This is a genomic window from Streptomyces sp. NPDC058812, from assembly GCF_042744565.1.
GTDB classification, from domain to species: Bacteria; Actinomycetota; Actinomycetes; order Streptomycetales; family Streptomycetaceae; genus Streptomyces; species Streptomyces thinghirensis.
The window spans coordinates 103,394-117,738 of the sequence record NZ_JBHYOB010000013.1 but is presented as its reverse complement, the minus strand read 5'-3'; the positions used below and the strand labels follow the sequence as shown (position 1 = coordinate 117,738).

Sequence of the window (14,345 nt, the reverse complement as noted above, 5' to 3'; positions counted from 1 at the left end):
TCGGGTCCTCGCCAGGCCGCCGGAGCGGCCCTCGTGTCGTCCTTCGGGGCGCGTGAGTGCCGAGAGTTTTCACACGGCACGCAACAGGCGATCACTATACGAGAGTTCGTGATCCAATTGAGAAGAATTCCGCTCAACTACCGCATGCTTTACGTCGGTTCCTCGTGCGACGGTCACAGGCGCTCGCCTGCCACGTCGTCCTCGCTGGGCGTCCGTCCGGTGAGCCGGCGGGCGCGGGCCTTCAGGAGCCGCAGCCGGTCGAGACGGGAGATCACGGGAGAGGCGGTCACCCCGTGCAGGGCGACGGAGGCGAGGACGGTGAAGGCCACCACGGCCCAGAGCTCCCCGGCCGGGACGTGAAAGCCCTCCGTGCCGAGCGCATGGGCGAGGTAGAACAGCGAGCCGATGCCGCGGATGCCGAAGAAGGCGGTCACGAGGCGCTCCCGAGGGCCGGCGGCCGTGCCGAACTGCGCGACCCAGCCGCTCAGCGGCCGGGCGACGAGCAGCACGAGCAGACCGACGGCGGCGCCCCGCCAGGTCAGGTCGGCCAGGGCACCCTGCGCGACACAGACGCCCAGGAGAAAGAGGAGCCCGGCGGTGAGCAGTCGTTCGATCTGCTCGACGAAGTCGTGGAGCACGGCGTGGTAGCCGTGGTCGCGTTCGGCGGCGCGGATCCGGCAGGCGGTGACGAAGACGGCCAGGAACCCGTAGCCGTGGGCGAGTTCGGTGATGCCGTAGGAGAGGAACGTGGCACCCAGGGCGACGAAGCCCTCCCGGTGCTCGGACAGCCGCACCGACGCCCGGCCAGCGCGGAAGAAGAGCCAGCCGAGCAGCTTGCCGACGGCGAGACCGGCCAGTACTCCGATCACGCACGCGTACAGTACGTCGACCAGGAGCCAGTGCCCGACCCAGCCGCCGGACAGGCCCGTGCCCGCCGCCGCGGTCAGCGCGATCGCCGCCATGACGACGGGGAAGGCGAGGCCGTCGTTGAGGCCGGCCTCGCTGGTGAGTGCGAAGCGCACCTCGTCCTCGTCGTGCTCGGAATCGGTGGGCGCGCCCACCCGCACCTCGGAGGCGAGCACCGGGTCGGTGGGCGCGAGCACGGCCGCCAGCAGCAGCGCGGCGGCCGGCGGCCAGTCCAGCAGCCACCAGGCGAGGAGCCCCGTGGCCGCGATGGTCAGGGGCATCGTGATGCCGATCAACCGCCAGGGGCCTTGCCAGCGGCGCAGGCCGAGGGGACGGTTCAGCGCGAGACCGGCACCCATCAGCGAGACGATGACGCAGATTTCGGTGAGGTGCTCCACCCACACCCGGTCGCGCACCAGGTCGATCTCCGGCAGAGGCGTGGGCAGCAGTTGCAGCACGGCCCCGCAGGCGAGGAAGACGAGCGGCATGGACAGCGGTCGCCCGGCCACCAGCCGGGGCAGCACGGCCGCCGCGAGCGCACCCGCCCCGAGCACGGTGAAGAGGAAGTCAGCCAAGGTCACCGCTGACGTGTGCCCGCTGCCGCGCCGCCGTACGCCGGTCGCCCGGTTGAATCCCGGACGATTGTGCGTCCCGCGGGCTCAGGGAAGACCGCCCTGCTCGCAGACCCGGCGGGCGACGTCACGGAGTTTCTCGTTGCGGTCCTGCGAGTACCGGCGCAGCGCGGCGAAGGCCTGGTCCTCGGTCAGGCGGTGCCTGCCCATGAGGATGCCCATGGCCTCGCCGATCGTGTGCCGGGTACCGATGGCCTCCTGCAACTGGGCGTGCGTACGGGCACTGGAGAAGGCGACCGCGGCGTGGGAGGCCAGCAGCCAGCCCGCCGTCTCGCTGGCCTCGGTGAACGCGCCGGGCCGATACGAGTAGATGTTCAGCGCCCCGAGATCCTCCTCCTCGGTGAACAGCAGGAAGCCCATCATGCTGCCCAGGCCCAGCTTGCGTGCCTCGGGCAGGTACTTGGGCCAGCGCCGTGCCTCGTCCGTGAAGTCGGCGATCCGGAACTGCCGCTGCCCGTCGGAGGTGCGAGCCGCGTCGAAACAAGGCCCTTCCCCGACGCGCCCCTGAAGTTCGTCGCTGTCGACCACCACCTGGTCGGTGGGGGCGAGCGACTGCACCTGTTTGCCGCGCAGGATGAGGATGCCGGCGGCGTCGCAGCCTTCCACCAGCTCCGTGGCCGAACCGGTGATCCGCTTGAGCGTGTCGTTCACCGACTCCTGCGCCAGCAGGTCGCGCGCCAACGACGCCAGCTGCTGCGCGAACCCGCGCCAGTCCTCCATACCGTCCTCCTCACTTCTTGAAGGAGTGCCCCGGAGACTGCCGGACGCAACAAGGAGATCCAACCACGCCCCTCCTGGTTCGGTGCCGCAAATCCGCACGCGCCACCGACGGCGAACGCGTGCGAGCCGGCCCGGTTCAGCGCCGGATGAGACCGAGGGCGGTGGCGGTGGCGACCGCGGCGGTGCGGGAGTCCACGCCCAGCTTGGTGTAGACGCGGGCCAGATGGGACTTGACCGTGCCCTCGGTCAGATGGAGCCGCTCGGCGACGTGCTGGTTGGACAGGCCCTCGGCGACCAGGGCGAGGACCTCGGTCTCCCTGCGGGTCAGCGAGGTGTGCGGCTCGCGCAGGCGGGTCATCAGCCGGTCCGCCACCGTGGGCGCGAGCGCGGTCCGGCCCGTCGCCGCGGTGCGTACCGCCGCGGCGAGGTCCTCGGGCGGCGCGTCCTTGAGGAGGTAGCCGGTGGCACCGGCCTCGATCGCGGGCAGCGTGTCGGCGTCGGTGTCGTACGTCGTGACGATCAGGACGCGCGGTGCCCCCGGTCGCGCGGTGATCGCGGCCGTGGCCTCCGCGCCGTTCATGCCCCTGCCGAACCGCAGGTCCATCAGGACCACGTCGATGTCGCCCCGGGCCGCCCGCTCGACGGCCCCCTCGGCGGTCGCGGCCTCGGCGGCCACCGTGATGCCCTCCTCGGTCTCCAGCACCGCGCGCAGCCCCGCACGGACGACTGGGTGGTCGTCGGCGAGCAGCAGACGGATCGGCGTCCGGGCGGTCTCGGTCACGGCTGGGCCTCGGGGTCGTCGGCGGCGTCGGTGTCGCCCGGGGGCGTGGGCGGGGACGCCAGGGGGAGCCGGGCGGCCAGCGCCGTACCGCGTCCCGGGGCGGACTCGACGGAGAGCGTGCCGTCCAGGGCGTGCATACGGGCCCGCATGGCGGCCAGTCCGAAGCCGCCGCCCTTTGGCCCGGGAGCGGCGACGGCGGCGGGATCGAAACCCACCCCGTCGTCGGTGACACCGAGCGCGACGGCGTCGTCGAGGTAGCTCAGGGTCACCTCGGCGCCACCGGCGCGGGCGTGCCCCACCGTGTTGGCCAGCGCGGACTGGGCGACGCGCAGCAGGGCCACCTCGTGCGCGGTGGGCAGCGGGCGGGGCCGGCCGGCGAGGCGGAAACGGACGTCGAGGCGATGCCGGTCACCGGTGGTGGCGCAGAGCCGGTCCAGCGCGTCGGTGAGGGTCGTGTCGTCCAGGGCCGGCGGAGAGAGGGCGGCGACGAACCGTCGGGCCTCGGCGAGGTTGTCCAGCGCGGCCTGCCGGGCCTGGCCCACGTAGGTGGTCGCGGGCCCCGGCCGGTCGGGCAGGGCCCGCTCGGCGGCACGCAGCAGCAACTGGATGCTGGACAGGCCCTGGGCGAGGGTGTCGTGGATCTCGCGGGCGAGGCGCTCGCGTTCCTCCAGCACGCCCGCGGTCCGCTGGGCGTCGGCCAGGTCGGCCCGGGTGACGGTGAGCTCCTCGATGAGCCGGCGCCGCTGTTCGCTCTCGCGGTACAGCGCCTGGTAGCCCCACACCACCGCCACGGCGACGGCGGCCCCGAGCGCCGGCCCGATCGCGGTGGCCGCCGTGAAGGCTCCCTGATGGGCGGAGAACGCGGCGATCGCCGCGACCGCCGTGGCGACCACCGCGGCCAGTCCGGCACGGCGGGACAGGAGGTGGAGCTGGACGAAGTACAGCGGGAAGGCCAGCCACACACCCTCGGCGGACAGGGCCAGCAGCACGAGCCACACCGCGCCGACCGCGCCCAGCCACAGCGCGGCGGCACGGCGGGAGGCGCGGACGGTGGGGAGCGCGGGGCCCGCGGCGTACACCACGCCCACCACCGCGGCCGCGGCGATCACGGCGGGCGCGTGCGGCCGGTCGTCCGCCACCGCCCGTACCGCCGGCAGGACGAGCAGGCCGGCCACCAGCAGGTGCAGGCTCCAGGCCAGGGCCCGGGTGGTGGGAGTCAGCGCGTTCACGATCGTCCCAGCCTACGGACCGTGCCGGGGCCGGGCATCTGCCGAAAGTTACAAGTCGGGCCGCACCCTTCGGCCCGCGAAGTCCCCGCCCAGGAGCGATGCCCGCGAGGCCCCCGAGCGGCGACGGTGTACACCTCGCCGATTCCGTCGGCGGTCATCCCTCCCCCTCCCAACCGTCGTCGAAAGGCCGGGCGAAGACGTGTTTGTCGCCTTCAGAGACCTGACGTTCGCCAAGGGGCGCTTCGCCCTGATGGGCAGCGTCGTCGTACTGATCACCCTGCTGGTCGGGCTGCTGTCCGGTCTGACCGCCGGCCTCGCCCGGGACAACGTCTCCGCCGTCACGTCCCTGCCCGCCGACCGGATCGCCTTCGCCGCTCCGAGTGGCGGTCAGGACCTGTCGTACGCCAACTCCACCGTCACCGAGGACCAGTGGCGTCGGTGGGCGAAGGCGCCCGGCGTCGGCGACGCCGAGCCGCTCGGCATCACCACCGCCCGGGTCACCGCGGGCGACCGGAGCACCGGCGTGTCCGTCTTCGGCGTCGAGCCCGGCTCGTCCCTGGCTCCCGGCGGTGACCGCGTCGACGACCGCACGGTGCTGATGCCGCCCGCCGCCGCCGAGGAACTCGGCGTCCGCGCGGGCGACACCGTCGCCCTCGCCGGCCGGCGGCTGACCGTCGCCGCCACCGACCGTGACGTCTCCTTCAGTCACACCCCCGTGGTGTGGACGAGCCTGCGCACCTGGCAGGCCGTCGCCCCGCCCACCGGAGGGGCCGAGGGACCCGCCGCGACGGTGATCGCACTCGACAGCGCCTCCGGCGCCGACATCGCGGCGACGGACCGGGCGGCGGGCACCGAGACCGTGACGAAGGGCGAATCGCTCTCCGCGATCGGCTCCTACGCCTCCGAGAACGCCTCGCTGCAACTGATGCGCGGCTTTCTGTTCGCCATCTCCGCCCTGGTCGTCGGCGCCTTCTTCACCGTGTGGACGATTCAGCGCAGCGGTGACATCGCCGTGCTGAAGGCCCTGGGGGCCACCACGGCCGGACTGCTGCGCGACGCGCTCGGCCAGGCCGTCGTCCTGCTGGCCTGCGGCACCCTCGCCGGTACCGCGGCCGCCGCCGCGATCGGCGCCGCGGTGTCCGGCTCTGTCCCGTTCGTCCTCACTCCCGCCACCGTCCTCGTCCCGGCCGCCGTGATGGTCCTGCTCGGCGGGCTCGGGGCCGGCCTCGCCGTCCGCCGTATCACCTCCGTAGACCCGCTGACCGCCCTGGGGAGCGCTCGATGAGCCTGCGCCTGACCGACATCACCCTCACCTACCCCGACGGTGACGGCCGTCTGACCGCCCTCGACCGCGTCACCTTGGACGTCCCGAGGGGTGACCTGACCGCCGTCATCGGCCCCTCCGGCTCGGGCAAGTCCAGCCTGCTGGCCGTCGCCGCCACCCTCATCACCCCCGACTCCGGCACCGTCACCGTCGACGGCACCGACACCACCGGGATGAGCCGCGGGGAGCTGGCCGACCTGCGCCGGCACCGGATCGGCATCGTCTTCCAGCAGCCCAACCTGCTGCCGTCCCTCACCGCGGCCGAGCAGCTCCAGGTGATGGCCCACATCGACGGGCGCGGGCCGCGCGCCGCCCGGGGCCGGGCGCTGGACCTCCTCGACGCGGTCGGGATGGCGGACCGGGCCGACCGCCGGCCCCATCAGCTCTCCGGCGGCCAGCGTCAGCGCGTCAACATCGCCCGCGCCCTGATGAACGACCCCGGGGTGCTGCTCGTCGACGAACCCACCAGCGCCCTCGACCACGAGCGGGGCGCCGCCGTCATCGACCTGATCACCGGCCTCACCCGGGAGCGGGGCACGGCCACCGTGCTGGTCACCCACGACCACGCCCATCTGGCCGCGGCCGACCGTGTCACCGAGGTGCACGACGGACGCCTGACACTGCCCGCACCGGCGGGCTGACCGTGCGTCCGCCGGTGCGGGCGCCGCCGGGCCGGAGCCGGTCGGTGGCGTCCGGCGGCTGGATCCGCATGCCGGGACGCCGCCGGTGCACGGTCAGGCACGTCACCCGGTCCGGGCCGGTGACGACGCCACGGGACGAACCGTGCGGCAGCCAGGTCAGGACGCCCGCGCGCAGGGGGCGGTCGCCGTCGGTGCGGACGAGGACCGCCGCACCGTCGAGGACGAGCAGCAGGACGTCGAGGTCCGGTTCGGTGTGCGTGCCGGACCGGACCGGCCGGCGCATCACCGTCAAGCGCGTGCGGGGCGACGGGCAGCCGGACGGCGAGGTCTCGTCCTGGCTCCACGCGCACGCGAGGGTGACGTGCTCACCGTGTCCGCACCGTTCGGCGACCTGGTGCCGACCGAGGACCACGGCCCGCTGCTGCCGGCCTCCGCCGGAATCGGCGTGACCTCCATGCCGGCCATGCTGAGTCACCTGGCCGCCTCCGGCGCCACCCGGCCGGTGACCGTCGTCCACGCCGACCGCGACCCCGCCTCGCACGCCCACCGGCGGGAACAGCTCGACCTGATACGCGAGCTGCCCGACGCCCGGCTCCACCTGTGGTACGAGGAGCCCGGCGACCAGGCACCGGAGGCATCGGCCGGCCACGCCGACATCGCCGGCCTCGCACTGCCCGCGGGGCTCACGGTCCGCCTGTGCGGCCCGCTGCCCTTCATGCGCGCCGTCCGCGGCGGCCTGCTGCGCCGCGGTGTGCCCGCGGCGGCCAGCCACTGGGAATCGCGTACCGGCGTTAGGCCGCTGCGGTGAACGCGGTGGTGATGGCGGTGTCGACGCGGGCGTGCACGACCAGACGCGGGCCCGAGGTGCCGGAGTTGTTCTCCAACAGCCGGCGGACGGGCGCGCTGTGGGTGACGACGCACATCAGGACGCCGAGCCGGCGGCACCACTGGTGGGCCCGGAGCACGGCACTGACCGAGGCGTGGCCGGCGGCCCGCTCGGTGAGGACGATGACGACGGGGGTCGGCTGATGGGCGTCGACCAGGTTGGTGATGTGCGTGGTCAGCGTGGCCCGCCCGTCGATTCCCGGGTCCTGGTCCACCGTGATGACCAGGACCCCATGCTCCAGGGTGTGGGACAGCATCGTGGCCTCCGATCCGACGCCTGGTGGCGAAGTTGTGTTCAGTGAAGGTGCCCGGTACCGCGTTCGCAACGCGCCCGCGCCCGTGCGCGGCACCGGCCGGCCGGTGCCTGCACCCGGCACTGAGTACGATCGTCCGGTCCGCCGCCCTCCGTACCCTGATCGACGCAAGGAGCCCCGACCGTTGTCCGCCCTCCTGCCCCCGCCCCGTACCGGGCCCCGCCTGCTGGACCCGGAGCGGCTGACGCGGGTGGAGGACGGCGAACGGCTGCACGCCCTGCTGTGGCGCCCGGGACCGGGCTGGCGGATGGCCAGCAGTGCCGTGCTGGGCGGGGGGATCGCCGACCGCGCATGGGTGCTCAACGCCCAGGTCGCCCACGGCTACCGGCGAACCGACCCGGCGCGTCACCTGGCCGACCTGGCTCGCGCCGCGGGTGCCCGGGGGCCCGGGGTGGGTCTGCTGACGGCCGCCGACGTGTCCGCCTGCGCACGGGCACGGGACGACGGCGCGGAGGCCGTGGTGACCGCGGGGATCTCGGTACGCGGATGGGCGGCCTCACCCGAGCAGGGCGCCGTCGCGCCCGCCGCACCGGGGACGATCAACATCATCGCCGCGCTGCCGGTCGCGCTGAGCGACGCCGCCCTGGTCAACGCCGTGATGACGGCGACCGAGGCCAAGGTCCAGGCGCTGCTGGACGCGGGCCTCGACTGCTCCGGCACGCCCACGGACGCCGTGTGCGTCGCCGCCCGCGCCGAGCGGTCCGGAGCCGGGGTCCACGCCTTCGCCTGCCCGCGCTCCGAGTGGGGAGCCCGGCTGGCCCGGGCGGTCCACCGGGCCGTACTCTCCGCGCTGCCCACCGGCCCGTGAACCCGGGACCGTTGCAAGACCGGTGAGCCCAGGTCCGTTACAACGAGGTCCTGCGCCGTACCGCCACCACCCGCAGGGCCAGTGCCACGGCGAGCAGCACCCAGGCCACGGCGCAGTATGCCCACGCCGTCGCGCCCCGCGCGAGGTCCACGGCGCTCCACACGGCCCACAGCGCGAGTACGACGCACAACGCCGTCCACGCGACGTCGGCGACGCGGGTGCGCAACTGCGCGCGCTGCCGGGTGCCCGGTTCCAGATCGCCGAGACCGTTGCCGGTGGGTGCCTGCCGCTCGTTCACGTCGGACTCCTTCGGAGGTTCGCGGAAGAGTGAACTCCGGGTACCCGCAGGGAGGTCGCGCAAGCGGTCAAGGGGGCGTACGTGCGTGGGGGCGACCCGGGCCGGGCCGCCCCCACGCACGCGTCCGTCTCGGGCGATCAGCGCTGAGAGGTCTTCTGCAGCGCCTTGTCGAGGGCGGCCTTGAAGCCGTACGCCCACAACTGGTTCACCCGGCCGCGCTCGTTGGCGTTCGGGTAGGCGTTGGTGCAGGACGGGCCGGGACCGCCGCCCGACATCAGCTCGCTGCACGGGCCGGAGTAGTGGTCGGGCAGACCGAGCACGTGCCCGGTCTCGTGGGCGGTCACGCGGGTCGAGTCGTACTGCTGGTTCTGCCGGTAGTCGAGGAAGATGTAGCCGTTGCCGTGTCCGTCCGTGGAGGCGTACGAGCCACGGGAGTCGTTGCCCTCGTAGTACGCGAAGTCGGCGCCCGAGCTTCTTTCCGCGAGCCGCACGTTGGACACCGAGCTGTTCCAGATCTGGGTGGAGCGGGATATCTGCGAGCGGAAGCTGGGCGCGTTGGTGGCGCTGTAGTAGACGGTGACGGCCGCCGTCGAGGCCGGGTTCGCGGCGCGCTTCTCGGCGACGGACTTGATGACCGCCTCGAAGAACGCCCGGTTGGCGGCGGCGTCTTCGCCCGAGCCGGCGGCGGGCTGGTAGCCGACGTGGGCGGCCCGGTCCGGCGCCTGGGGAGCGGCGGCCGTCGCGGCGGGACCGGAGCCGAGTACGGCCGCCGTCAGGCCGAGGCCGACCGTGGTGGACAGCAGAGGCAGGCTGATACGCATCGATGACTCCTTGTGTGGGGGAGTGGGGAGAGAAGTCGTCACCGGTGAGTGTGGGGCGCCCATGAGCCCGCTGTGATGATGGCAACAGGCGATAGGGCGGGGCTATCACCCACGGGGCCACCGCCGTGCGGCCGCCCCGGAACAGCTTGGACCGGAGTGCAGAACTCGCCCTGATCCGCCGCGTTTTGTTCACCTGGCGCAACCAACTGTTCCGCTTTACGCTCCCTGCATGGAGCTCGAGGTGAGGCACCTACGCGCGCTGTGCGCCATCGCCGACGCCGGCAGCCTGCACCGGGCGGCACGCCAACTGGGCGTCGCCCAGCCCACCTTGAGTACTCAGCTGGTCCGTATCGAACAGGCCCTGGGCGGGCCCCTGTTCACTCGTGAACGCACCGGCTGCCGGCCCACCCCGCTCGGTCGGACGGTCCTCGGCCGGGCCCGTCCGCTGCTGGCCGACATGCGCACCCTGGTCCGCGAGGCCCGCGCCGCCGCGGCCGGCGGCGACAGCCGGCTGCGCGTCGGCTCCACGGCCAGCCGTGCCCTGGCCGGCTGGCTGCGCAGGCTCAGACAGCCGGGCCTGGAACCGACACTCCAGATGGACGTCTCCGCCAACGCGCTGCTGCGCAGGGTCACCGACGGCCAGCTCGACGTCGCCTTCGTGCACGAGGTGGAGGGCTGCCCGCTGCGCGTCCCCGAGGGCCTGCGGCTGCGGGTCCTCGTCGAGCGCGAACCCCAGTTCGTCATGCTGCCCGCCGACCACCCCGCGGCCACCCGGTCCGTCGTCCGCCTCGCCGACCTGGCAGACGACCGCTGGATGGTCGATCCCACCGTCGACGGTGAGTGGGACGGCGTGCACCGCATGCTGCGCGCAGTCGGCCTCGACCCGCGCGTCCTGCACGGCGACTACCACACCGCCGCGTCCCTCGTCGCCACCGGCGAGGTGGTCACCGTCTGCCAGCCCAGCTCCCAGTCCCGCCCCGACACGGCCGTACGGCGGCTGTACGGCGACCCCCTCGGCGTACGCCTGCTGCTGGCCGCGCGCACCCGGGCCGAGCTGGACGCCGTCTATCCGGCGCTGGAGGAGGCGTACTGGGAGGTGGCCCGGCAGTCCGCCCCGTACCGGGAGTGGCTGGAACACGCCGGGCCCCCTGAGCCCCGTCTCGTACCGGCCTCCTGAGCCGTATCGGCCATTGCGGTGGTCTTCCACTCGAACCGGTATGGCAAGAAGGTCATATGGTTACGGAGAGGTGTATGAGCTCTGTGCGACGTCTTCCGCCTCTTCGTTCGATGGCCGTCATCTGTGCCCTGGGCAGCTCCGTCCTCCTGATGACCGGCTGCACGAACGCCGACACGACACGCTCCAGTGTCGCCGAGGCGGCTCAGACCACTCCCCCCACCACGTCCCCCACCAACACGGCTTCCGCCACCGACACCGCTTCCCCCTCTCCCTCCGAGTCCCTGACCGACGACCAGGCCGAGCGCCAGGCTCTGGTCCCGAAGGCGAAGGTCACCTGGGACAAGGCGGCCGACACCGCCGTCAAGGAGGTCCCCGAGGGCAAGCTCGTCGACCTCGAACTGAAGCCCACGTCCGCCGAGGCCACCGCGTCGACCGGCTCGCCCAGCCCCAGCATGCCGAACCCGGCTCCCAGCCAGGGCGCCCCCGAGTGGGAGGCCAAGGTCGCCGCCCCCGACGGCACCGTGCACCGGATCGACGTCGACGCGGTCTCCGGCGAGGTCTTCCGCACCCAGGTCGAGGACCAGGACGCCGACGACAAGCAGCAGGTCGCCGACCGGCTGAAGAAGGCGACGCAGACGCCGGAACAGGCCGTGAAGGTGGCCACCGACAAGACCAAGGGCACCGTCACCGGCGTCGAGCTGGACGAGAACGACAACCAGCAGCTCCTGTGGGGCGTCGACGTGGTGTCGACCGACAACTGGAACAAGACGACCGTGGACGTCGACGCGGCGAACGGCAAGATCCTGCGCGAGCACGTGGACCGCGACTGAGCGCCGGCCCCGAACACCGCGACGAGAACCGAAGCAGTACGGCGGGAGCAGCCGGGTGACTCCACCCGGCTGCTCCCGCCGTACGTGCCCGGAGGTCTCAGGCGGCCGGCTCCACTGCCTCCGTCCGTCCGCTCGCCACCGTGCGGGGCAGCGTCAGCACGGCGAGGAAGCCGCAGACCGCCACCGCGGCGAAGAAGTAGAACCCCCACGGGTGACCGATCCCCGAGGCGACCAGGGCACCGGTGATCGACGGGCCGACGATCGAGCCGATCCGGCCGATCCCGGACGCCGAGCCGAGCGCGGTGCTCCGCACGGACGCCGGGTAGAAACTCGTCACGTAGGCGTAGACGAGCACCATGGCGGAGAAGACGAACACGCCGGTGAAGAAGACGATGACGTTGAGCAGCAGGTCGCTCTCCATCTTGACGCTCAGGCACGCGAGCATGACCACCGAGACGGCGAACCACACCATCGTGGTCCCCTTGATGCCCCGCCGGTCGGCGACGAACCCGCCGACGACCAGGCCGACGACGCCGCCGATGTTGAGCACGAGAAGCTGGGTGACGGCCGTGGGCACGGGGTATCCGGCGTCGTTCATCAGCTTCGGCAGCCAGGTGTTGAGACCGTAGACCAGCAGCAGACCCATGAACGACGCGACCCAGATGCCGATGCCCGCCCGCAGGTAGGCCGGCTTGAGCAGTTCGGTGAACGGCACCCGCCGGTCTGCGTCCCGCTCGGCCCGCTTGGCCCGGACGAAGGCCTCCGACTCCGGCAGCTTGAACCACTGGACGGCGGCGACCACGAGGCCGACGACGCCGAGCAGGTAGAAGAGGATCTCCCAGTTGTCGGTCACCTGCAGGGCCAGCAGCGAGGTGATCACCGCACCGGTGTGGTAGCCGGTCATCGTCAGCGTGCTGGCCCGCGCCCGGCGGCTGGCCGGCATGTGCTCGGCCATCATGGTGAGCGAGACCGGCATGCAGGCACCCAGGCCCAGACCGGCGATCAGGCGGAGCGCGGCGAACATCGCGACGGAGTTCGCCAGGGGCACCACGATGGTGAAGAGCGAGAACAGCACCACCGAGCCGATGAGCAGTCGGCGGCGCCCCAGCCGGTCGGCCAGCGGACCGACGCAGACCGCGCCGATGGCGACGCCCACGAGCGAGAGCGTCGCGATGGTGGTCGCGTCGCCCGCGGTCATGCCGAGGTGGTGGGTCTTGAGCAGGGTGGGGATGATGGCGCCGAGGACGACGAGGTCGTAGCCCTCCAGCAGGACGGTGATCCAGCACAGGATCACCGTCCAGGTGCCGTTGCCGGCGCGGCCTGCCTTCGCGGGCGCGCCGGACGTGGTGGCGGAAGCCATGGTGACTCTCCCCCCGGGGACGGGTGTGAGTGAGCGGAACCGGAACGGCCGGGGCGGCGGCCCTCGGCCGGGTCGGCCGAGGGCGGCCGGAAGGGTCAGAACGGGTAGTCGGCGATGTCCGGGCGGACCGTGACCCACTGGGTCTCGGTGAACGCCTCGACGTTGGCCGCGGCGCCGCCGAAGCGGGACCCGGTACCGGAGGCCTTGACCCCGCCGAAGGGGGCGTTCGGCTCGTCGCTCACGGTCTGCTCGTTGATGTGGACCTTGCCGGAGTCGATCCGGTCGGCGAGCTTCATCGCCGTCCCGACGTCCCCGAGGATGCCGACCGACAGCCCGTACTCGCAGTCGTTGACGATCCGCGCGGCCTCCTCCGGCGTGGAGAAGCCGATGACGGGGGCGACGGGGCCGAAGATCTCCTCGCGCCACGCAGGCATCTCGGTCGTCAGGCCGGTCAGGACGGTGGCGCGGTAGCCGGCGCCGTCGATCTCGCCGCCCGCGGCGACCTTCGCACCCGCCGCGACGCTGTCGGTGACGATGCCGTGCACGCGCTCCAGCTGACGGCGGTCGATGATCGGGCCCAGCGCCACGTCCTCGCGGGCGGGGTCACCGACCGGCAGCGCCTCGGCCTTCGCGGCGAGTGCGGCGGTGTACTCCTCCACCAGCGACTCGTGCACGATGTGCCGGCCGGTCGTCATGCAGATCTGCCCCTGGTGCAGGTACGAGCCGAACGCCCCCGCCGAAGCGGCCTTCCGCACGTCCGCGCCGGGCAGCACGACCAGCGCGTTGTTCCCGCCCAGCTCCAGATGGGCCCGCTTCAGCAGCCGCCCGGCCTGCTCGCCGATGGCCCGCCCGACCGGCGTGGACCCGGTGAAGGAGATCACCCGGACCTCCGGAGCCTCGACGACCGCCCGGCCGACCGAGCCGTCGCCCGGCAGCAGGTGCAGGACACCGGCGGGGAGCCCGGCCTCCTCGAAGACCCGGGTGATGACGACGCCGCCGCTGACCGCGGTGCGCGGATCCGGCTTGAGCAGTACGGCGTTGCCGAGGGCGAGCGCAGGGGCCACGGAGCGCAGGCCGAGGACGAGCGGGAAGTTGAAGGGCGCAATCACGCTCACGACACCGGCGGGACGGCGGCGGGTGAGTGACCAGCGGGCCTCCTCCGAGGTGAGTACCTCGCCCTGGGGATGCGTCGGCAGGCCCGCGCACTCGAAGCACTCGCCCACGGCGAGCCCCACCTCGAAGCCGGCCTTGGACCGGACCGAGCCGGCCTCGCGCACCAGCCATTCCTCGATCTCGGCGGCGTGCTCGGTGAACAGCTCACCCGCGCGGCGCAGCACGGCGGCCCGCTGCTGCGGTGAGGTCGCCGCCCACTCTCGCTGGGCCTCGGCGGCCCGGGCCGCGGCGCGGCCGACGTCCTCGGCCGTGGCCAGGCCCACCGTGCCGAGCCGGTCGCCGGTCGCCGGCTCGGTCACCGGCTGCTCGGCGGGGGAGTCCTGCCAGCCGTCGCTGAAGAACTTCCCGCCCCAGACGTCGCTGTCCAGGAGTGTCATCGTCTTCCCCTTCTCTTCGGGATCTTCGGGTGCCGAGCGCCTCGGCGGCTCCGGGCGCTCGGCCGGTCG

14 protein-coding genes and 2 pseudogenes are annotated in these 14,345 nt (G+C 73.0%); 6 read left to right on the top strand and 10 right to left on the bottom strand.

Features of this window, described 5'->3' with window-relative positions:
• Positions 1-173: 173 nt before the first annotated feature.
• From ACFW48_RS25595 to ACFW48_RS25580, 4 genes are all read right to left on the bottom strand, one after another.
• Positions 174-1,487 (bottom strand): cation:proton antiporter, encoded by a 1,314-nt coding sequence (locus tag ACFW48_RS25595; RefSeq protein ID WP_386318224.1) that lies wholly within the window; start codon positions 1,485-1,487, stop codon positions 174-176.
• Positions 1,488-1,565: 78 nt separating this feature from the next.
• Positions 1,566-2,258: a GAF and ANTAR domain-containing protein gene (locus ACFW48_RS25590; protein WP_386318222.1), complete on the bottom strand. Its 693-nt coding sequence runs from the start codon at positions 2,256-2,258 to the stop codon at positions 1,566-1,568.
• A 136-nt stretch (positions 2,259-2,394) separates the two neighbouring features.
• Positions 2,395-3,039, bottom strand: a complete 645-nt coding sequence (locus ACFW48_RS25585) for a response regulator (RefSeq protein ID WP_386318220.1) — start codon at positions 3,037-3,039, stop codon at positions 2,395-2,397.
• Complete coding sequence (locus ACFW48_RS25580; protein ID WP_386318218.1) at positions 3,036-4,268, bottom strand: sensor histidine kinase; 1,233 nt, start codon at positions 4,266-4,268, stop codon at positions 3,036-3,038. Before ACFW48_RS25580 ends, ACFW48_RS25585 begins: the two co-directional genes overlap by 4 nt.
• Before the next feature lie 199 nt (positions 4,269-4,467).
• Between ACFW48_RS25580 and ACFW48_RS25575 the strand changes: the two genes are divergently transcribed.
• Positions 4,468-5,553 (top strand): ABC transporter permease, encoded by a 1,086-nt coding sequence (locus tag ACFW48_RS25575; RefSeq protein ID WP_386318217.1) that lies wholly within the window; start codon positions 4,468-4,470, stop codon positions 5,551-5,553.
• Positions 5,550-6,233: an ABC transporter ATP-binding protein gene (locus ACFW48_RS25570; protein ID WP_386318215.1), complete on the top strand. Its 684-nt coding sequence runs from the start codon at positions 5,550-5,552 to the stop codon at positions 6,231-6,233. Before ACFW48_RS25575 ends, ACFW48_RS25570 begins: the two co-directional genes overlap by 4 nt.
• Before the next feature lie 31 nt (positions 6,234-6,264).
• Here ACFW48_RS25570 and ACFW48_RS25565 read toward each other — a convergent pair.
• Positions 6,265-6,501, bottom strand: a pseudogene (locus ACFW48_RS25565) (hypothetical protein); the annotation flags it as partial.
• Here ACFW48_RS25565 and ACFW48_RS25560 point away from each other — a divergent pair.
• Positions 6,500-7,041: pseudogene (locus ACFW48_RS25560) on the top strand (hemin transporter); the annotation flags it as partial. The pseudogenes ACFW48_RS25565 and ACFW48_RS25560 overlap by 2 nt on opposite strands.
• Here the strand turns inward: ACFW48_RS25560 and ACFW48_RS25555 are convergent.
• Complete coding sequence (locus tag ACFW48_RS25555) at positions 7,025-7,375, bottom strand: hypothetical protein (RefSeq protein ID WP_386318213.1); 351 nt, start codon at positions 7,373-7,375, stop codon at positions 7,025-7,027. The pseudogene ACFW48_RS25560 and the gene ACFW48_RS25555 overlap by 17 nt on opposite strands.
• A 181-nt stretch (positions 7,376-7,556) precedes the next feature.
• Between ACFW48_RS25555 and ACFW48_RS25550 the strand changes: the two genes are divergently transcribed.
• Positions 7,557-8,240 (top strand): adenosylcobinamide amidohydrolase, encoded by a 684-nt coding sequence (locus ACFW48_RS25550; protein WP_386318211.1) that lies wholly within the window; start codon positions 7,557-7,559, stop codon positions 8,238-8,240.
• Positions 8,241-8,277: 37 nt separating this feature from the next.
• On the opposite strand, the gene ACFW48_RS25545 is transcribed toward ACFW48_RS25550, so the two are convergent.
• Positions 8,278-8,538, bottom strand: a complete 261-nt coding sequence (locus ACFW48_RS25545) for a hypothetical protein (protein WP_386318210.1) — start codon at positions 8,536-8,538, stop codon at positions 8,278-8,280.
• Positions 8,539-8,675: 137 nt separating this feature from the next.
• Positions 8,676-9,359: a snapalysin gene (gene snpA, locus ACFW48_RS25540; RefSeq protein ID WP_386318208.1), complete on the bottom strand. Its 684-nt coding sequence runs from the start codon at positions 9,357-9,359 to the stop codon at positions 8,676-8,678.
• A gap of 229 nt (positions 9,360-9,588) precedes the next feature.
• On the opposite strand from snpA, the gene ACFW48_RS25535 reads away from it, so the two are divergent.
• A complete protein-coding gene (locus ACFW48_RS25535) occupies positions 9,589-10,536 on the top strand; it encodes a LysR substrate-binding domain-containing protein (protein WP_386318206.1) in 948 nt (315 codons plus the stop codon).
• Between the two features lie 110 nt (positions 10,537-10,646).
• A complete protein-coding gene (locus ACFW48_RS25530; RefSeq protein WP_345636659.1) occupies positions 10,647-11,366 on the top strand; it encodes a PepSY domain-containing protein in 720 nt (239 codons plus the stop codon).
• 97 nt (positions 11,367-11,463) lie between these two features.
• Here the strand turns inward: ACFW48_RS25530 and ACFW48_RS25525 are convergent, their stop codons facing one another.
• Both ACFW48_RS25525 and ACFW48_RS25520 read right to left on the bottom strand, forming a co-directional pair.
• The gene (locus tag ACFW48_RS25525; RefSeq protein WP_386318204.1) at positions 11,464-12,726 is read right to left on the bottom strand and encodes an MFS transporter; all 1,263 of its coding nucleotides are present in this window, start codon (positions 12,724-12,726) and stop codon (positions 11,464-11,466) included.
• A gap of 95 nt (positions 12,727-12,821) precedes the next feature.
• Entirely contained in the window at positions 12,822-14,276 is a 1,455-nt protein-coding gene (locus tag ACFW48_RS25520) for a benzaldehyde dehydrogenase (RefSeq protein ID WP_386318202.1), read from the bottom strand.
• Positions 14,277-14,345 lie beyond the last annotated feature (69 nt).